General features: G+C 70.8%; 19 protein-coding genes and 1 tRNA gene. 10 read left to right on the forward strand and 10 right to left on the reverse strand.

All coding sequences use genetic code 11. The annotated features are described in order from the left end of the window. The first annotated feature begins 128 nt into the window (after window positions 1-128). From G398_RS19195 to G398_RS0103230, 3 genes are all read left to right on the forward strand, one after another. Complete coding sequence (locus G398_RS19195) at window positions 129-614, forward strand: RrF2 family transcriptional regulator (protein ID WP_052571288.1); 486 nt, start codon at window positions 129-131, stop codon at window positions 612-614. 120 nt (window positions 615-734) lie between these two features. Then, complete coding sequence (locus G398_RS15875) at window positions 735-2,285, forward strand: MFS transporter (RefSeq protein WP_084511923.1); 1,551 nt, start codon at window positions 735-737, stop codon at window positions 2,283-2,285. 20 nt (window positions 2,286-2,305) lie between these two features. Then, on the forward strand, window positions 2,306-3,811 hold the full coding sequence (locus tag G398_RS0103230) for an MFS transporter (protein WP_026852528.1): 1,506 nt from the start codon (window positions 2,306-2,308) through the stop codon (window positions 3,809-3,811). 10 nt (window positions 3,812-3,821) lie between these two features. Here the strand turns inward: G398_RS0103230 and G398_RS0103235 are convergent, their stop codons facing one another. The 4 genes from G398_RS0103235 to G398_RS15885 all read right to left on the reverse strand — a co-directional run bounded on the left by G398_RS0103235 (window position 3,822) and on the right by G398_RS15885 (window position 7,818). After that, window positions 3,822-4,175, reverse strand: a complete 354-nt coding sequence (locus G398_RS0103235) for a hypothetical protein (protein ID WP_026852529.1) — start codon at window positions 4,173-4,175, stop codon at window positions 3,822-3,824. Window positions 4,176-4,184: 9 nt separating this feature from the next. After that, window positions 4,185-5,330, reverse strand: coding sequence for a tellurite resistance/C4-dicarboxylate transporter family protein (locus tag G398_RS15880; RefSeq protein WP_084511925.1), 1,146 nt, complete (start codon window positions 5,328-5,330; stop codon window positions 4,185-4,187). 102 nt (window positions 5,331-5,432) lie between these two features. Beyond that, the gene (locus G398_RS0103245) at window positions 5,433-6,065 is read right to left on the reverse strand and encodes a response regulator (protein WP_026852530.1); all 633 of its coding nucleotides are present in this window, start codon (window positions 6,063-6,065) and stop codon (window positions 5,433-5,435) included. Beyond that, a complete protein-coding gene (locus G398_RS15885; RefSeq protein WP_052571290.1) occupies window positions 6,040-7,818 on the reverse strand; it encodes a sensor histidine kinase in 1,779 nt (592 codons plus the stop codon). Before G398_RS15885 ends, G398_RS0103245 begins: the two co-directional genes overlap by 26 nt. Window positions 7,819-7,880: 62 nt before the next feature. Here G398_RS15885 and G398_RS15890 point away from each other — a divergent pair, with 62 nt between their 5' ends. After that, window positions 7,881-9,005: a molybdopterin molybdotransferase MoeA gene (locus G398_RS15890; RefSeq protein WP_052571292.1), complete on the forward strand. Its 1,125-nt coding sequence runs from the start codon at window positions 7,881-7,883 to the stop codon at window positions 9,003-9,005. Between the two features lie 39 nt (window positions 9,006-9,044). Here the strand turns inward: G398_RS15890 and G398_RS0103260 are convergent, their stop codons facing one another. The 5 genes from G398_RS0103260 to G398_RS0103280 all read right to left on the reverse strand — a co-directional run bounded on the left by G398_RS0103260 (window position 9,045) and on the right by G398_RS0103280 (window position 12,807). Continuing rightward, on the reverse strand, window positions 9,045-9,719 hold the full coding sequence (locus G398_RS0103260) for a Crp/Fnr family transcriptional regulator (protein WP_084511927.1): 675 nt from the start codon (window positions 9,717-9,719) through the stop codon (window positions 9,045-9,047). Window positions 9,720-9,912: 193 nt separating this feature from the next. After that, a complete protein-coding gene (efp, locus tag G398_RS0103265) occupies window positions 9,913-10,476 on the reverse strand; it encodes an elongation factor P (protein ID WP_026852532.1) in 564 nt (187 codons plus the stop codon). A 63-nt stretch (window positions 10,477-10,539) separates the two neighbouring features. Then, a tRNA-Val gene (locus tag G398_RS0103270) sits at window positions 10,540-10,614 on the reverse strand. Between the two features lie 46 nt (window positions 10,615-10,660). Further along, window positions 10,661-11,875, reverse strand: a complete 1,215-nt coding sequence (locus G398_RS0103275; protein WP_026852533.1) for a pyridoxal phosphate-dependent aminotransferase — start codon at window positions 11,873-11,875, stop codon at window positions 10,661-10,663. 8 nt (window positions 11,876-11,883) lie between these two features. Further along, entirely contained in the window at window positions 11,884-12,807 is a 924-nt protein-coding gene (locus G398_RS0103280; RefSeq protein ID WP_084511929.1) for a LysR family transcriptional regulator, read from the reverse strand. An 81-nt stretch (window positions 12,808-12,888) separates the two neighbouring features. On the opposite strand from G398_RS0103280, the gene G398_RS0103285 reads away from it, so the two are divergent. After that, on the forward strand, window positions 12,889-13,842 hold the full coding sequence (locus tag G398_RS0103285; RefSeq protein ID WP_026852535.1) for a YeiH family protein: 954 nt from the start codon (window positions 12,889-12,891) through the stop codon (window positions 13,840-13,842). A 214-nt stretch (window positions 13,843-14,056) separates the two neighbouring features. Beyond that, the gene (locus G398_RS15895; RefSeq protein ID WP_084511931.1) at window positions 14,057-14,638 is read left to right on the forward strand and encodes a gamma carbonic anhydrase family protein; all 582 of its coding nucleotides are present in this window, start codon (window positions 14,057-14,059) and stop codon (window positions 14,636-14,638) included. Window positions 14,639-14,641: 3 nt separating this feature from the next. Here G398_RS15895 and G398_RS0103295 read toward each other — a convergent pair whose 3' ends face one another. Next, window positions 14,642-15,379, reverse strand: coding sequence for a DUF4190 domain-containing protein (locus tag G398_RS0103295; RefSeq protein WP_026852536.1), 738 nt, complete (start codon window positions 15,377-15,379; stop codon window positions 14,642-14,644). 118 nt (window positions 15,380-15,497) lie between these two features. On the opposite strand from G398_RS0103295, the gene G398_RS0103300 reads away from it, so the two are divergent. The 4 genes from G398_RS0103300 (at window position 15,498) to rpsB (ending at window position 18,425) form a co-directional block, all read left to right on the forward strand. After that, window positions 15,498-16,577, forward strand: a complete 1,080-nt coding sequence (locus G398_RS0103300; protein WP_026852537.1) for a hypothetical protein — start codon at window positions 15,498-15,500, stop codon at window positions 16,575-16,577. 107 nt (window positions 16,578-16,684) lie between these two features. Then, window positions 16,685-17,119 (forward strand): 50S ribosomal protein L13, encoded by a 435-nt coding sequence (rplM, locus tag G398_RS0103305; protein ID WP_026852538.1) that lies wholly within the window; start codon window positions 16,685-16,687, stop codon window positions 17,117-17,119. Between the two features lie 13 nt (window positions 17,120-17,132). Continuing rightward, window positions 17,133-17,525: a 30S ribosomal protein S9 gene (gene rpsI, locus G398_RS0103310; protein ID WP_026852539.1), complete on the forward strand. Its 393-nt coding sequence runs from the start codon at window positions 17,133-17,135 to the stop codon at window positions 17,523-17,525. Window positions 17,526-17,672: 147 nt separating this feature from the next. Continuing rightward, window positions 17,673-18,425 carry a 30S ribosomal protein S2 gene (gene rpsB, locus G398_RS0103315; RefSeq protein ID WP_026852540.1) on the forward strand — a complete coding sequence of 251 codons (753 nt, stop codon included), beginning with the start codon at window positions 17,673-17,675 and terminating at the stop codon, window positions 18,423-18,425. Window positions 18,426-18,529 lie beyond the last annotated feature (104 nt).

The raw sequence follows: 18,529 nt of genomic DNA on the forward strand, positions 1-18,529 counted from the left end.
CCAAATCGGGCCCGGGACCGCCCCTGACCGGGATGGTCACAAAATCGCAATATTCAGGCATGGCGCCGGTTCATAGCCGATCTATATTCAGACTACCAATTCCTTTTTAATCACCCTCCGGAAGGTCCATGAACCATCCCCAGCCCGGCTGTCCCCACCCGCGCAGCCTCTTCCACGCCCCCACCCGCTACGCCCTGCAGGCCCTCGTGCGGATGCCCGGGGACGGCACCTACCGGCTGGCCCGGAACCTGGCCGCGGAGCTGGACCTGCCCGGCCCCTTCCTGGCCAAGATCCTCCAGGCCCTCTGCCATGCGGGCCTCCTGGAATCCCTCCGGGGCCCCACGGGGGGGTTCCGCCTGACGCGCGCGCCGGAGCACATCACCCTGCGGGAGGTGGTGCTGGCCATGGAGGGGCCGGAGCCCTTCGAGGACTGCCTGCTGGGCCACGCCGCGGTGGGCGAGGATTGCCACTGCCCCATCCGGCCCGCCTGGGATGTCCTCCAGGCCCTCCTCACCCGGGTGCTGGCCCAGACCTCGCTCCGCGACCTCCAGGCGGCCCAGTCCGCCCCGTACCGGCCCGAGGACCCGGACCTCTCCGTGGCCGCCCCCGTGTAGGGCCCCATGCAGGGCATAGATATTCGGGAGCGCGTGATCCCCATCACGTTCCCTTTTGGACCTCGCGATCTATTTTAGGATATTCAAATCCGTTTTATGCCCACCCACCCGGAGCCGCCCATGCCGGACCGATCCCGAGCCGCCACCGCCCTGGCCATGAGCACCCTGGCCTTCACCCTCTGCTTCGCCGTGTGGACGCTGAACGGCGTCCTCGTCACCTTCCTGGTGGAGAACGGCCTCTTCCGCTGGGACACGGCCCAGCTCGGCTGGCTCATCGGCATCCCCGTGCTCACGGGCTCGGTCATGCGCCTGCCCGTGGGCCTGCTCACGGACCGCTTCGGCGGGCGGAAGGTGTACACCATCCTCCTCCTGCTGGCCGCCCTGCCCACCTGGCTGCTGGGCAGTGTCCAGAGCTACCAGGGCTTCCTCCTCGCTTCGCTCGGCTTCGGCCTCTCGGGCGCCGCCTTCGCCGTGGGCATCGCCTACTCCAGCGTGTGGTTCAGCAAGGCCCGCCAGGGCACGGCCCTCGGCATCTTCGGCGCGGGCAACGCGGGCTCGGCGCTGACCAGCATGGGCGCCCCCTTCCTCCTGAAGAAGCTCACCTCCGGCGGCGCGAACCTGGAGGCCTGGCGCACGCTGCCGAAGCTCTACGCCGCGGCCCTCCTGATCATGGCCGTGGCCTTCTTCCTGCTCACCCACGAGAAGAAGGCGGAGGGCGCCAAGGGCAAGAGCTTCGTCCAGATGCTCGCGCCCCTGCGGCATGTCCGCGTGTGGCGCTTCGGCCTCTACTACTTCCTGGTCTTCGGCTGCTTCGTGGCTCTGGCCCAGTGGCTGATCCCCTATTATGTGGGCGTCTACGGCATGAGCCTCGCCATGGCCGGCCTCCTGGCCTCCCTCTTCAGCCTGCCCTCGGGCCTCATCCGCGCCGCGGGGGGCTGGATGTCCGACCGCTTCGGCGCCCGGGCCGTGATGTACTGGACCTTCGGCCTCAGCATCTTCGCCTGCGCGGCGCTCATGGTGCCGCGCATGTCCATCGAGAGCCCCGGGCCTTCGGTGCTGGCCCAGGTGGGCGGCGTGGTCACCGAGGTGGGCTCCGGCCGCATCGTGGTGGGAGACACGGCCTATCCCTTCCGGACCAGGGGGACGGAACCGGAAGTTCAGAACGAGCGCCTGCTGATGCTGCCCCAGAGCCGCTTCTGGCAGACGCCCGCAGTCAAGGTGGGCGACCGCGTGAAGAAGAAGCAGCTGCTGGCCTCGGGCACCACCCATGTGTTCTTCCAGGCCAACGTGTGGATCTTCACGTTCCTCGTCTTCGTGGTGGGCATCGTGTGGGGCATCGGCAAGGCCGCGGTCTACCGCTACATCCCCGACTACTTCCCCGACGAGGTGGGCGTGGTGGGCGGCATCGTGGGCGTCATCGGCGGCCTGGGCGGCTTCGTGGGCCCCATCCTCTTCGGCTACCTGCTCAAGGCCACGGGCCTGTGGACCACCATGTGGCTGTTCCTCACGGTCCTGTCCGTCATCTGCCTGGTCTGGCTCCACGCGGTGGTCCGGCGCTTGACTCGCGAGCAGAATGAGACCCTCTTCACCCGCTTCGAGCACCCCACCGCTGCCTCGGTCACCGCCCCTGCCCCAGCCATCGCCGGCGCCGGCGCCGCTGAACCCGCCTGATCCGCCCCCTGGAGAGACCCATGGCCAAGCTCACCGAATGGAAACCCGAGGACGCCCAGTCCTGGCGGGCAGGCGCGAGCCGCATCGCCTGGCGGAACCTGACCTGCTCCGTGCCCAGCCTGCTCAGCGCCTTCAGCGTCTGGATGTTCTGGAGCATCCTCACCGCCAAGATGAAGGACGCGGGCTTCCCCTTCACCGACGCCCAGCTCTTCACCATCGTGGGCATCGCCGGCCTGGCGGGGGCCACCCTCCGCATCCCCAGCAGCTTCCTCGTGGCCCTGGCCGGCGGGCGCAACGTGGTGGGCATCACCACGGCCCTGCTCATCGCGCCGGCCCTGGGCGCGGGCATCGCCCTGCAGGACCGGAGCACGCCCTTCGCCACCTTCGCGGCCCTGGCGGTGCTGTCGGGCGTGGGCGGCGGCAACTTCTCCTCCTCCATGTCCAACATCACCGGCTTCTTCCCCAAGCGCCTGGCGGGCCTGGCCCTGGGCCTCAACGCGGGCATCGGCAACCTGGGCGTGTCCGTGATGCAGTTCCTCGTGCCCGTGGTGATGGCCGGGGCGCTCTTCGGCGGCCTCGCGGGCGCGCCGCACCTCACCGCCGCCGGGAAGGCCCTCTACGTGCAGAACGGCGCCCTGGTGTGGGTGCCCCTGCTGGTGGTCTTCACGGTGGCCTCGTGGTTCGGCATGAACAACCTGCCCGCCCACGACAGCGAGCCCACCGGCGCCGCCGTCGGCCGCATCCTGGCCCTCCAGGCCGTGGGCCTCGCCGTCAGCGGCGTCGGGGCCTGGATCCTCGTGAAGAACCCGGCCCTCCCCCTGGGCCTCCAACTGGGCCTGGTGCTGCTGGTGGTGGTGCTGTGCCTCGGGGCCATGAAGCTCTTCCCCGGCAAGGTGAAGGCGAGCCTCGACCGCCAGTTCGCCATCTTCCGCATGAAGCACAACTGGGTCATGACCGTGCTCTACATCATGACCTTCGGCAGCTTCATCGGGTACAGCGCCTCCTTCCCCCTGCTCATCAAGATCGTCTTCAAGAAGGACCCCTCGGCCTACGCCTTCCTGGGCCCCCTGCTCGGCAGCCTCATCCGCCCCGTGGGCGGCTGGCTCTCGGACAAGCTGCGGGGCAGCGTGGTCACCCAGTGGTCCACCGTGATCCAGATCGTCGGCGCCCTGCTGGTGGCCTACTACGTGAAGGCCGCCGTCACCGCGCCGGATCCCGGTGTCCACTTCGCGGCCTTCATGGCGAGCTTCATGCTGCTCTTCCTGGGCAGCGGCATCGGCAACGGCAGCACCTTCCAGATGGTCCCCTTCATCTTCGAGCCCCAGTTCGCGGGGCCCGTGCTGGGCTGGACCGGCGCCGCCGCGGCCTACGGCAGCTTCATCATCCCCACGGTCTTCAAGAGCCAGATCAAGCCCGGGGCCGTCACCGTGGAGAACGCCCTCTACGGCTTCGCCGCCTTCTACGTGCTGTGCCTGGCCCTCAACTGGTGGTACTACGTCCGCAAGGACGCCGAGGTGCGCTGCTAGCTGCGGTCCCTCAGAGCGTCCCATGGTCGCGGGGCTTCCCGTCGGGCCCCGTTTCCTGGGAATCCAGGGCGTCCTTCAGGTACACCAGGTTCCCCGACAGCCAGAACACCACGCCGACGGCGATGAGCAGCAGGGCCGCCCAGCCGGAGACGCCGGTGTGGGTCAGCAGGGTGGCCAGGTCCCCGTCCGCCTCCGCGGCGAAGAGGGCGCGGCAGTAGAGGAAGACGCCCACCAGGCTGATGGCCCAGCCGGAGAGGATCCAGCGGCGGCCGCGCTCGCGGACGCGGGCCACGGCCCGCTGGGATTCCTGGGCGAGGGCCAGGACTTCAGGGTGTTTCAGGGCGTGGGTGTGGCGGCTGGGCATGGGAGCCTCCTAGGAATGGGAAGGTGCGGGATGGAGCCCGGCGCCGGAGGGCCGCTGGGCGCACCGCCTCAGCAGGCGGAACAGCCCCCGCAGCAGGCTCAGGACGAGCCCAAGGAAGGTGAGCAGCCAGGTGGTGAGGGCCAGGGCCACGAAGGCCCGGGGCACGGCGACGAGGGCCGGCAGCCGGAAGGCCTCCGCCAGGCGCCAAGTGGCCACGGTGTACATCGCCATGGGGAACACCGCCCCCCAGTAGAGGGGGTCGTAGAGCAGGGGGATCCGGCGCAGGAAGTACCGCCAGACGCCCAGCACCGCCAGCATGGGGATCCACCAGGTGGCCGTGGCCCAGAAGAGCAGCGTGAAGCCCTTCAGGAAGGGCAGGAGGCCGGCCAGCAGGGCCGAGCCCTCCGCCCGGCGGACGAGCAGGGCCCCGGCCAGGGTGGAGATGGCCATGGCGCCCATGTTGATCCAGTAGGGCGGCAGGAGGTCCGTGGGCTGGAACCGGAAGAAGGTGTAGCGGTAGAAGATCAGGGAGATCATCCAGATGTAGAGCATGCCGCCCATGAGCCAGAAGCTCGTGAGGAGCAGGTCCAGCAGCTCCGGATCCACGCCCAGCCGGGGGCCCGCCAGGGTGCCCAGCACCGCCACGGACTGGGTGGCCACCACGGCGGAGAGCCAGCCGCCGTTGATGCCTTCGGCGAGGCCGGGCTTCCCATCCTTGACGGTGAGGGCCGCGAAGACGCCGTAGACGCAGCCGGCCCAGAGGGCCAGGGCCAGCCACCAGAGGGCCGGCACCGCCGCCTCGAACCGGTGGGCCGCCAGCAGCTGGACGCCCACCACGCTGGTGGCCGCCACGGTGGTGAAGAAGCCCGGCCCGCGGCCGTGGTCGGCCCAGTCCGCCCCGAAGGCGCTGGGCTGGAGCGCCAGCCGCAGGAGCGTGAGGAGCCAGAGGAGGCCGTAGGCCGGCAGGTTGATCCAGAGGAGGAGCTTCGGAAGGGCCGGGATGCCCAGCAGGTGGCAGGCGGTCCCCAGGATGCCCGTGGCCATCACCAGCGAGAAGTAGGCGGGGTTCAGCCGCGCCAGACCCTCCCGGGCCTCCCCGGCGCAGACCTGGAGCAGGCTCGCTCGATGCGCCTGGCTGGGGCTGGCCGTCGCCATGGGATTCCTCCGCTCCCCAGCATCCGGCTTCGAACGAGGGCGCGGTAGCGGGCCCGGCGGAAGGGCCGTGTCGGTGTCTGTCCTACAGCCGCCCCGTCGCGCCTACTCCACCAGGCCGTGCCGCAGGGCGTACTGCATGAGCTCGGCGTTGGTGGCGAGCTGCATCTTCTCCAGGATGCGGGCCCGGTAGGTGCTCACGGTCTTGACGCTCAGGCCCAGCTTCTCGGCGATCTCGCCCGGCGTCCTGGCCGCGGCGATGAGGCGCAGCACCTCGAACTCCCGGGCGCTGAGCCGCTCGTGGGGGGCCACCTCCCGATCCGAGGACACATGGCTGGCCAGGGCCTCCGCCAGGGAGGCGCCGATGTAGCGCCGGCCGCCGAGCACCGTGCGCACGGCCTGGATCAGCTCCTCCGGGGCGCGCTCCTTGGTCAGGTAGGCCGAGGCGCCGGCCTTCAGGGCCCGGATGGCGAACTGCTGCTCGCCGAACATGGAGAGCACCAGGATCGGCAGGGCCGGCTGCTGGGCCTTGAGGTCCGGGAGGATGTCCAGGCCGCTGCGCCCGGGCATGGAGATGTCCAGGATCAGCAGGTCCCAGGCCCCGTCCGGCAGGGCGGCCAGCACCTCGTCCGCGGTGCCCGCCTCGCCCACCTGCACGCCCGGGAGGGCCTCCTCCAGGATCCGCCGCAGGCCCGACCGCAGCAGGGCATGATCATCCGCCAGCAGGATGCGCCACATGGCCTCCGTCCTCCCCTGGCAGGATGCCACGGGGGAGGATCGCGCACAGCTCGGCGCCCCCCTGCGGCGCGCGCCCCAGCTGGAGGCGCCCCCCGAGGAGGCCGATCCGCTCCTCCATGCCCAGCATGCCCAGGTGGCCGCCCGGGACGGCGTCCCCGAAGCCGCGGCCGTCATCCCGAATGCAAAGTTCGGCCTGGACCCCGTCCACCCGGAGGGCGATCTCCACGGCCTTCGCTCCGGCGTGGCGGGCCACATTGGTGAGGGCCTCCTGGGTGATGCGGAAGAAGGCCGTGGCCTGCTCCGCGCTGAGGGCGCCCTCCAGTCCCTCCGCCCGCACCCGGCAGGCGACGCCGCTGCGCCGCTGGAACTCCTGGGCGAGCCACTCCAGGGCCGGCAGCAGGCCCAGGCGGTCCAGCACGCTGGGCCGCAGCTCGCCGGCGATCCGGCGGACGGCGTCGATGGCAGCGTCGATCTGGGCGCCGGCCTCGTCGCACCAGCGGTCCAGGTCCCCGGCGCGGAGCCCGGGCTCCGGGGTCTTGAGCCGCAGGGCCCCCACGGCGAGCTTGAGGGCCGTGAGGTCCTGGCCCAGCTGGTCGTGGAGCTCCCGGGAGATCCGGGCCCCCTCCTCCTCCCGCGCGGCCTGCAGGCGGCGGGAGAGGGCCCGGAGCTGCGCCTGGGCCTCCTGGGCCTCGCCGTGCCGGCGCGCCAGGGTCTCGGCCATGGCGTTGAAGGCGGCGGCCAGGTCCTGGATCTCCCCGCGGGTGGCGGGCCGCGGCGCCCGGGCCTGGAGGTCCCCGGCCCCGAAGCGGCGCGTGGCGCCCGCCAGGAGGCGGAGGTCCCGCAGCACGGAGACGTCCGCCGCCACCAGGGAGCCCAGCACCGTCAGAAGCAGGAGCACCGCGAGCACCACCAAGGTGCGCTGGAAGGCGAGGTTGGCCTCCCGCAGCACGGCGGCCTCCGGCAGGCCCACCGCCACGAAGAGGTCCGGCACCTCCGGCAGGGAGGCCGCGACGAACAGGCGCTTGCGCCCGTCGGGCATCACCGCCTCCGTCATGCCCTGCCCGCGCCCCGCCATGCGCTCCCAGGCGGGCAGCCGCTGGCCCACCGCCGGGCCCCCCACCGCCTCGCCGCCCCGGGCCAGCACCCCGCCGGCGCGGTCGGTCATGAAGAGGGCCGTCCCGGCGGGGAGCTGGGCCTGAGGCCCCAGGTTCTCGAGCCAGGCGAGGTCGAGGGCGGCGTAGAGCACCTCCGAGGGGTTGTCCGCCAGGGTGGTGGCCAGGATGAGGATGGGCCGGTGGACGACCTCGCCGATCCGGTAGCGGCCTACCGCCACGCTGGGGGCCACACCCGGCCGGGCCCGGGCGCCCAGGAAGGCCGGCTCGTCCTTCATGTCCACGGCGGTCGCGGGGGGCACCACGCTGTACACGAGGCGGCCCCGGGCATCCAGCAGGCCGAGGTTGGCCAGCGCCGGATTGGCCTTCAGCAGGCCCGGCAGGAGCGGCCGGATGTCCTCATGGACCTCGCCGCGGCCGAGCTGGAGCAGCAGCCGCTGGGCCCCCAGCACCTGGTGGGCGTGCTCCCGCGTGGCGATCCCCGCCACCATGCGGGCCTCGGCCTCGGCATGACGCAGGGCCGCGCTCCGCTCCCGGCTGGCCAGCAGCAGCACGAGCAGGAAGGTGGGCAAGGTGGCCGCGAGCGCCAGCAGGGGCAGGTGGAGCCGGAGCGTCCGAAGAGAGGCCGGGAACCAGGTCATGAAAGGGGAGTCCTTTTCGCCTATCGTAGGCCGAGCTCTGGAACCTATGACAGGATTTCAGGATGGCCGATCTCCTGCTGCCCCTCGATGAAGCCCTGGCCCGCCTCTGGGCGGCCCTCCCCGCGCCGGGCACCTCGGAGGTGCGGGCGGACCGGGACGATCCCGCCACGGACCTGACGGCCATGGACGGCGTGGCGCTGCGCTCCGAAGACGGCCGCGCCCCGCGCCGCCTCCTCGGCACCCTCTACGCAGGCGATGATCCCGCGGCCTTCACGGTCGCGCCCGGGACGGCGGTGCGCATCATGACCGGCGCCGCCCTGCCCGCGGGCGCCGACGCCATCCTGCCCGTGGAGCAGCTGCGTGAAGCCGATGGCCTCATCCATCCCCTGGCGGATCCCGAGCCCGGCGGCCATGTGCGCCGGAAGGGCGGCCAGGCCCGTGCCGGGGACCTCCTGCTGGCCGCGGATCAGCCCCTCAACGTGGCCCGCCTCGCCCTGCGGGCCTGGGTGGGGCAGCCCGTCCCGGCCCTGTTCCGCACCCGCGTGGCCGTGGCCTCCACCGGCGACGAGCTGGTGGCCGATCCCCTGCCCCACCAGATCCGCGACTCCAACGGCCCCATGCTGGCGGCCCTGGCCCATGCCCTGGGCGCGGACGTGGAGCGCCGCCCCGCCCTGCCGGACGATCCGGCGACCCTGGCGGCGGCCCTGCGGAACCCCGGCGGCGCCCGCATCCTCCTGACCTCCGGCGGCGTGAGCATGGGCGAGCACGACCACCTGCCTTCGGTGCTGAAGAACCTTGGCGCCGAGATCCTCTTCCACAAGATCCGCCTCAAGCCCGGCAAGCCCATGCTGGCGGCCCGGCTGGGCGACCTGCTGGTGCTCGGCCTTCCCGGCAACCCCGTGTCCGCCTACGTGAATGCCCTGCTCTTCCTCCCCGTGGCCCTGGCGAAGCTGGAGGGCCGCGCCATGCCCGACCCCTGGCGCCAGGCCCGCCTGGCGGGGCCTGTGAAACACAAGGGCGACCGCCCCCTGCTGCACCCCTGCCGCCTCGAGGACGGCCAGCTCCATCCCCTGCCCGGCAAGGGCTCCGCCGACCTCGTCACCCTCGCCCAGGCCGATGCCTTCACGTGGATCGAGGCCCCCGGCCAGGAGGCAGGGGCCAGGGTCCGCTACCTGACGGTGGTGTAGTCCCTGCACTCAAACGCGCAGCGTTTGCTGGCGCAGGCGCTACCCCTTGGCGTACCGCTGCAGCTTGCCCAGGTCCAGGATGCGCACCACCGGGAAGGTGCTCTGAATGAGGCCGAGATCGGTCAGCAGGCGCAGGGCCCGGCTGAAGGCCTCGCGGCTGGCGCCGATGCACTGGGCCAGGTCCTCCTGGGTCTCCTGGAACTCCACCAGGGACCGCATGGGGTGGGACTCGTGGGCCTCCAGCAGCAGCTGGGCCACGCGCTCGGGCACGCTGTGCAGGCTGAGGGTCTCCACCAGGGTCACCAGGTGGCGCACCTTGGCGGCGAAGTGGTGGATGAGCATCTCGGCCACCTCCGGGTGGCGGTGCACGATCTGGCGCAGGGGGGCGGAGGGGATGAGCCAGCACTCGGTCTCGCCATGGGACTCGGCGCTGGAGGCGATGGGGGCGCCGTCGAAGACGGCCACCTCGCCCACGCAGTCCCCGACCTTGAGGAACTGGAGCACCTGGACCCGGCCGCGGCCGTCCGTGCGGAAGACCTTGAGGCCCCCCTTCACCACCACATAGACGCCCTGGACCTGGTCTCCCTGGGTGTAGACCCGGGCGCCGTCAGGGAACCGCCGCATCTCCGCGATGCTGGCCAATTCCTCGGCGGCGTTCATCGGCAGTCCTGCCAGGAACTCGATCCTTCTCAGGTTGAGGACTGCTTGAGGCATGGGGCTCCACCGCGTCACTAATTCAGTTATCGCACATTTCCATCGGAATGTGATTCTGGTCACGCACCCTGGAACCTGGCGACCAGTACTTTACCGCGCGGTTGGAATTTCGTCTGGTGGAATTCACGCAGGACAAGGCCCCGGCGGCATCTGCCTACCGGGGCCTCTGTGTTGCGAACGAGTCTACCTCACGCTATTTTACGCGCTCCATGAACGTTCGGTCGACCGTGTTCACACGGATCCTCTGCCCCGCTTCCATGTAGGGCGGCACACCCACGCTGATGCCGTTGTTGAGCTTGGCGGGCTTGTAGGAGCCGGTGGCGTTGGCGTTCTTCATGACGGGGTCGGTCTCGACGATCTCCAGCACCACGCTGGCCGGCAGGGTGGCGCCCATGGGCTGGCCCTCGTAGAACTCGATCTCCACCTGCATGTTGGGCTCGAGGAAGACCAGGTCGTCGCCCAGGAGCTCCTTGCTCACTTCCAGCTGCTCGTAGGTCTCGTTGTTCATGAAGACGAGGTGGTCGCCGTCCTCGTAGAGGTATTCCAGCATGTGCTGCTCGAGGCTGGCCTTGTCCACCTTGTCGGCGCTGCCGAAGCGGTTCTCGCGGTTGATGCCGTCCTTCAGGCGCTTCATCTTCACGACGACGCGGGCCGGCAGGTTGCCGGGGGTCTGGTGCTCGACGCTGATGACGCGGCAGAGCTCGTTCTCGAAGTTGACGATCATCCCGGCGCGGACCTGGGTGGCGTTGATGAACATGGGGGGCTCCAGTGGAGAGTTCGGGTCCGGACTCCAAAAACCCCTCGCGGAGACGAGGGGTTTTGGTGGGCGTACCAGGATTCGAACCTGGGACTTCTACCGTGTGAAGGTAGCACTCTACCGCTGAGTTATACGCCCGCGGTCGACCAGAATACCTCAGGGCCGGTCCGATTCCAAGCCCGGATCAGCGGGCGGCCACCTTCCGCAGCGCCCGGGCGAGCCGGGGGGCCTCGTCCCTGCGCATGGAGCACAGGCCCACGCGCAGCCCCTCCGGCAGCGGCACCGTGAACACACCCTCGGCCTTCAGGGCCTCGCAGGCCGCTTCGGGATCCGCGGCAGGGGCCGTGACGAAGAACCCTCCCGTCCAGCGGAAGGCCGCCATGCCCTCGGCCTCCAGGGCCGTGTCCAGGTCCTGGGCGCGCGCAGCCAGCACCTCGGACCAGTGGCGGTGCTCCGCCGCCAGCCGCGCCTGGGCCTTGCCGTCCCGCGCCAGGCGCAGGAGCAGGGCCTGGGGGGCCCGGGGGCAGTTGGACCAGGTGCCCCGGCTGGACTGGGTCAGGGCCGCCTGCAGGGCCGGATCGCCGGACCAGGGGAAGGCCAGCGCGCCGCCGCGCCCGCCGTAGAGGGTCAGGGCCTTGGAGAGGGACATGGCGGCCCCCACCAGCACGCGGCCCTCGGCGCCCAGCGTCGCGTAGTCCTTCAGGGCCTCGGCCACGGCCGCCGGTTCCCGCGTGTAGTCCAGGTAGGCCAGGTCCAGCAGGAGGGTGACGGGCCCCAGGGCCGACGCGTCCCGCAGCCGACCCATGAGCGCCGCCCGGTCCGCGGTGGACAGGCTGCGTCCCGAGGGGTTGTGGCAGGGCTCATTGAGCCAGACCATGACGCGGCCCTGGGCCTTCATCAGATTCCGAAGCGCCCGGTCCCAAGCCTCCGCGTCCAGCGCCTGCCCTGCGGCGGGCCAGGGGGCGGTTTCCACCCGCATGCCGTTCTCGCCCGCCATGGTGGCGTAGGGGCCCCAGTAGGGCGCGGTGGTGAGCAGGGCCTGGCCGGGCTCCAGGAAGTTCCGCAGGGAGAGGGAGAGGGCCCCGCTGCCGCCCGGCGTGGCGCAGGCGCAGCCCGCGCTTTCGAGGGCGGGCCAGTACCGCTGCACCAGGGCCTTGAGGAAGGCGGGATCTCCGGCGATGGGCGCGTAGGGGGCCACGTCCATGGCGCCCAGGCCACGCCACAGATCCATCACTGTGTCATGCACCACCAGCTGCCCGGCCTCGTCCAGCAGGACGCCCACGGTGGCGTTGAGGATGGATTCCCCGGCGGCCTGGCGGGCCTGGGCTTCGGCGTTCAGGGCGAAGATGGGATCGTCCGCCGGGAAGTCGCGGCGGGTGGGGATGAGCTGATCGGTCATGCTCTAGCCTACCGTCCCGGCCCCCCGGATGGCGCAGGAGGATGCGCCAGGGCGTGGCGCAGGAAGGCCGCGGCTGGCCCCGACAGCCCGCCGCCGGCCTGGGCCCAGGAGAAGATGCGCGGGATGCTCAGGTCCGGCAGGGAAATCACCACCAGGTCCCCCCGCCCCAGCTCCCGCTGGATGCTCCACCGGGAGAGGAAGCCGATGCCCAGCCCCTGGAGGACGCAGGCCTTGATGGCCTCCGTGTCCCCCACCACCGGATCCGTGTCCCGCGGGGACCGGACCACCCGCGCCCGGCGCAGGGCCCGCTCCACCACCACCCGCGTCCCGGATCCCGGCTCCCGCCAGATCAGGGGCACCGCCGCCAGGTCCACGGCGGTCCGCACCGAAGCCAGCGCCCCCGGCCCGCGGGCCGGACGGACGGCCACCAACTCGTCGCGCAGGTAGGGCTGCAGGGACAGGCCCGGCGCCCGGGTGAGCCCCTCCACCAGGGCCAGGGGGATCCGCCCCTCCTTCACCCAGGCCAGCACCTCGTCGGTGTTGCCCACGTCCAGGCCCAGGGGCGAGGCCGGGCGCCCGGCCAGGAAGGCCCGCAGCAGCGGGGGCAGGATGTAGGCGGCCGCCGTGGTGCTCGCGCCCACCCGCAGCGCCCCTCCGGCTGGCGCGTCCGCCCGGACCCGCTCCCCCGCCTCCTCCAGCAGGCGGTGGACGCGGCGGGCGTAGTCCAGCAGCACCCGGCCGCTCTCCGTGAGTTGCATCCCCGAGACGTGGCGCGTGAAGAGGGGCCGCCCCAGGTCCGCCTCCAGCTGCCGGATCTGGGCCGTCACGGCGGGCTGGGACAGGTTCAGGGCCCGGGCGGCGCCAGAGACCTGGCCCGCCTGGGCCACCACGCGGAAGGTCTCGAGGCGGCGCGGATCCAGGTCCCGGAGCAAAAGGCCTCCATTTGTTTTGATGATGTCCTATTCATAGTATCGATTATTTTTTTGGATAGTTTAGGTCTAGCCTCGGATTCCATGGAACGATCCGCCTCCGCCCTCCTGCTCCTCGGCACCCTACTGGCCCTGGCCCCCTTCACGCCCGCGGCGGCGGCGCTGGTGGGAGGCGCGGTCCTTGCCCTCACTGTGGGAAACCCCCGGGCGGCGCTCACCCGGGCCTGGACCCACCGCCTGTTGCCCCTGGCCGTCATCGGCCTGGGCGCCGACATGGACCTGCGGGCCGTGGCGAAGGCGGGCCTCCACGGCCTGGGCTACACGGCCCTGAGCCTGGTCCTGGTGCTGACCCTGGGCCTCTGGCTGGCGCGGGTCCTGAAGGTGGACCGCGAAGCCGGCCTGCTCATCTCCGTGGGCACGGCCATCTGCGGCGGCAGCGCCATCGCCGCCGTGGCGCCGGTGGTGCGCGCCCGGGAGCAGGCCATCTCCATCGCGCTGGCCACGGTGTTCCTGCTGAACTCGGCGGCCCTGGTGGTCTTCCCGCCCCTCGGCCACGCCACGGGCCTGGGCCAGGACGCCTTCGGCCTCTGGTCGGCCCTGGCCATCCACGACACCAGCTCCGTGGTGGGCGCCGGGCTGGCCTACGGTCCCCGGGCGCTGGAGGTGGCCACCACCGTGAAGCTGGCGCGCGCCCTGTGGATCGTGCCCCTCACCCTCGGCCTCGGCTGGGCCCTGGCCCGCCGCGAGCCCGCCGCCGCGGACGCGCCGGCCGTGAAGAAGCCCTGGTTCATCGCCGGCTTCCTGGCCATGGCCGCGCTCGTCACCTTCGTGCCCGCCCTGCAGGTACCCGGGCACTACGTGGCCCTGGCCGCCCGCCGGGCGCTGGTGCTCACCCTCTTCCTCATCGGCGCGGGCCTCAGCCGCGAGGCCCTGCGCAGCGTGGGCCTGCGGCCCTTCCTCCAGGGCCTTCTCCTGTGGCTGATCGTGGGCTCCCTGGGTCTCGGGGCGGTGAAGCTGGGACTGCTCTCCATTGGATGATGGACCACCATCGGGCCAGGCCGAAAACCTCATGCGGCACGCCTGCTCACGAAAAAACAGGATGGAAGCGGAGGTCCACGGAAAGGCGGAGGGGAGCGGAGAAAACGGCTTTCCAAAGGGGGTTCATCCTCCGCTTTCCTCCGTTACTCTGCAAACCTCCGCTTATCAATTTCCTTGGCCCCCGATCCCACAACCCCGAATGTCTGAGGTCCGCATGATCCGCCCCTTCCAAGGCATGGTTCCCCGGCTCGGGCATCGCGTCTTCATTCCGGACAACGCGCTGGTGCTGGGCGATGTGGAGGTGGGCGACGACGCCAGCCTCTGGTTCAACTGCATCGTCCGCGGGGACGTGAACTGGATCCGCATCGGCGCCCGCACCAACATCCAGGACGCCAGCTGCCTGCACGTCACCAACGGGAAGTGGCCCCTGCTCATCGAGGAGGAGGTGAGCATCGCCCACCACGTGATGCTGCACGGCTGCACCATCCGCAAGGGCGCCCTCATCGGCATGAGCACCACCATCATGGACGGCGCCGAGATCGGCGAGGGCTGCCTCGTGGCCGCGGGGAGCCTGGTGCGCGAGGGCTTCCAGGCCCCGCCCCACAGCCTGGTGGCGGGCTGGCCCGCCACGGTGAAGGGTCCTCTCAGCGACAAGCAGCGGGAGCTCGTGGCCAGCGTCTGGACCCGCTACGTGCGCTACAAGGAGGCCTACTTCGCCGACGGCTGGCCCGTGGCGGAGGCCCCGGCCATTCCGGAGCCCAGATCGGGCTTCGCGGAGGGGCACCCCTTCCCGTGAGCCTCAGTTCCCGGCGGCAGGCATGTCAGCGGGCGGGTTCACCACCTCCCAGCCATCCTCGGTGCGGCCCTGCACCTGCTCCTGGGTGTGGGTGACCACCTCGCGCTCGAGAAGGTGATCCTCCCCCCCCCGGCGGACCCGCGCCTGGAGCTTGATGGACCAGGTGGTGACGCCCGCATCCTCCTCGCGGCCCGCGTAGACCATGACCGTCCCGGCGGCGCCGGCCTGGCCGGCCTCGAGCGCCGCCGCCTTCGGATCCACCGGGTTCTTCAGGCCCTGCAGGAGGGGGTCCTTCAGCAGCTCGCCGATGATGGCCTCCTGCGGCGCCGGCTGGCCCGGGTTCCGGCTCTGCCAGGCGAGCACCGCGGCCTCGGCCCGGGCGTGGACCTGGTCGAGGTTGCGCTGGACGGCGAGCTCCCGGGCCCGCTCCCGCTGGACCAGCAGGGCCGGGATGGCGATGGCGCTGACGATGCCCACGAAGGGCAGCATCACCACCGGGAGCACCAGCCCGATGATCCCCGTCACGAGCCCCGTCGACGGCACGGGCGCGAAGGTCTGCGGATCGGTCTTGGCCAGGCGCTTGGCCTTGGCCTGCTGCACCAGGGCCACGATGCCCAGGACGATGGCCACGGGGATGCCCACGCAGGTGAGGGCGGAGACGATGGCGAGGATGCCGCAGACCTTGGCGGCCTTGGCGCCGGGTGCAGGGATCAGCGCGGACGTCGGGAAGGCGTCGGACATGGGAGTCTCCAATGGGGATGCATCCAGCTTCCCAGAAGACGGGGTTTTCCAGAAGGCGGCGCGATCTGGAAGATCGTCCCTCCCGCGGGTTGACAGGCTGGGCTAGACTCTCGGGATCATGTCCCCCCTGCTGATCCTCCGCGTCCACGCCGATCTGCGCCTCGGGTTGGGGCACGTGGCCAGGGCCCTGGCGCTCGAGGAGGCCTGGCGCGCCCTCGGCGGCACGGCCTGCATCGCCGCTTCGGGAGACGATCGCGCCCGGCGTGTGGGCGGCGGCCGCCATCCCTTCCTGGACCAGGCTCTGCCCTGTGAAGCCACCTACCTCGGCGAGCCCCTCCACGCTCCCCTGCCGGCGGAGCTGAAGGCCCGCGCCGCGGTGGTGCTCGTGGACCAGTGGGACACCAGCACCGCCTTCCTCGCGGCCCTGCGGCCCCTGAAGGTGGCGGTGATGGAGGATGACACCGAGGCCCACGAGACGGCGGATCTGCTCTTCCAGCCCTTCCTGGAGGGCGTGCGCTGGCCGGACCACCCCGTGAAGGTGGTGGACGGACGCAAGGTGCGGCCCTACGAGACGACCTCCGGCGCCTGCCGCGTGGTGCGCGGGTCCAACTTCATCGTGGTGGACAAGGCCGCCCTGGAGCTGCGGCCCAAGCGGGTGCCCCTCCAGCCCCTGGCCGTCCACAAGCTGCTGGTCACCTTCGGCGGCAGCGATGGCCCCAACCTGGCGCAGAAGGCCTTCGACACCCTGGCCCGCCTGGTGGCCGAGGACCGCTGGCACGGCGCCTGCACGCTGCTGGCCCCCAACGGCATCCAGGGCGACCCCTTCCCCGGCTGCACGGTGGTGAAGAGCCTCCCGGGCCTCACCCGGCGCATCCCGGAGCACGACGCCCTCTGGTGCTCAGCCGGGGTGACCCTGGCCGAGGCCCTGTGCGTGGGCGTCCCCGCGGCGGTCTGGGGCCAGAACGACCGGCAGCACACCATCCTGGCGGACTTGGCCATGGCCAACGGCTGCTTCGACCTGGGTGTGGGCCCCGAGGCGGACCTGGGCATCGTGCGGGAGGCCCTGGCCCAGTGGCTGGGCCCCGAGGGCCAGGACAACCGCCAGGAGCAGGTGCGCGACGGCATGGCCCTCGTGGACGGCCTGGGCGCCTCGCGCATCGCGCAGGAGCTGTGGCGGTTGGCGGAGCCCCAGGCCTGAAATCCCGGCTTGACCCCGCGTCCCCTCAACGATAAGCTTTCCCTTCTGTGGACTCGCCTCCCCTGGGGTGGTGTCTCCGCAGCCCGACCGTGATCCCGGAGCAGGCCATGAGCACGTACTTCCCGAAAGCCAATGATCTGAAGCGCCAGTGGTTCCTGGTGGATGCCACCGGCATTCCCGTGGGCCGCCTGAGCACCGCCGTCGCGGACGTCCTCTCCGGCAAGAACAAGCCGACCTGGACCCCCTTCCTCGACACCGGCGACCACGTCATCGTCATCAACGCCGAGAAGGCGGTGCTGACCGGCAAGAAGGGCGTGCAGAAGTTCTACCGCCGCACCACCACCCAGCCCGGCTCCATGAAGGAGGTCAAGGCCGAGGTGATGAAGGGCACCTTCCCCGAGCGCATCATCGAGAGCGCGGTCAAGGGCATGCTGCCCAAGGGCCCCCTCGGCCGGGCGATGTACCGCAAGCTCAAGGTCTACGCCGGCCCCGAGCACGAGCAGGCCGCCCAGCAGCCCCAGATCCTGACCATCCAGAAGTAGAGGCGAGGAACCCATGGCCATTTCCCAGAACTACGGAACCGGTCGCCGCAAGAGTGCGGCCGCCCGCGCCTTCCTCCGTCCCGGCACCGGCAAGATCACCGTCAACGGGCGCAGCCTCGAGAGCTACTTCCCGAACGCCGTGCTCCGCATGATGGTCCACCAGCCCCTGGTGCTGGCCGACCTCGACGGCAAGTTCGACATGGTCATCAGCGTCACCGGCGGCGGCCCCGCCGGCCAGGCCTCGGCCATCCGCATGGGCATCTCCCGCGCCCTGCTGGGCTACAACGAGCAGCTCAAGTCCCTCCTGCGCGGCGCCGGCCTCCTGACCCGCGACCCCCGCATGAAGGAGCGCAAGAAGCCCGGTCGCAAGGCTGCACGTCGCCGGTTCCAGTTCAGCAAGCGCTAATCGTTCTCTGGAAGGGGGAGCCATCCGGTTCCCCCTTCTGTTTCTCCGGTCCGCATCTGCGGACGATTCGGGCGAAGGGATCCAACCCCGAGCCTTCCATCCCACCCGCGGCACCTTCACCCACGCCGCTTGACCAGGGAGGCCAGCATGGCTGCCATCCAGATGAAGGAACTCCTCGAGGCCGGTGCCCACTTCGGACACCAGACCAAGCGCTGGAACCCCAAGATGAAGAAGTACATCTTCGGGGCCCGCAACAGCATCTACATCATCGACCTCCAGAAGACCCTGCGCCTCTGGAACACCGCGGCCAACTTCCTGACCAAGGCCGCCAGCGAGGGGAAGAACTTCCTCTTCGTGGCCACCAAGCCCCAGGCCCAGGAGCTCATCGCCGAGCAGGCCGCCCGCTGCGGCGCCTTCTACGTCAACAACCGCTGGCTGGGCGGCATGCTGACCAACTTCGCCACCATCAAGAAGAGCCTGGAGAAGTTCCGCGAGATCGAGGCCACCCTGGCCGATCCCGCCCGCACGGCCATGCTCTCCAAGAAGGAGCTGCTGACCCTCAACCGCACCCGCCTGAAGCTGGAGGCCTCCTTCCACGGCATCCGCGACATGCGCTCGCTGCCCGAGGTCATCTTCGTCATCGACCCGCACCGCGAGGACATCGCCGTCACCGAGGCCAAGAAGCTCGGCATCAAGGTCGTGGGCATCGTGGACACCAACTGCGACCCCGACATGGTGGACTACGTGATCCCCGCCAATGACGACGCCATCCGCTCCATCCTGCTCTTCTCCGAGCGCGTGGCCGACTCCATCCTCGAGGGCCGCCAGTCCTTCCGCGACAAGGGCGACAGCGACGAGATGAAGAAGATGATGGCCGAGAAGATGGAAGTCGAAGGCTAAGGACAACCACACTCGCAGAGGATGCGGAGACAGCGGAGGTCGCAGAGAAGGACACGGATCTGTTCCTCTGCGGCCTCCTTTTCCTCTGCGCCCCTCGGCGAGTG

The organism is Geothrix fermentans DSM 14018 (assembly GCF_000428885.1).
Classification (GTDB): domain Bacteria; phylum Acidobacteriota; class Holophagae; order Holophagales; family Holophagaceae; genus Geothrix; species Geothrix fermentans.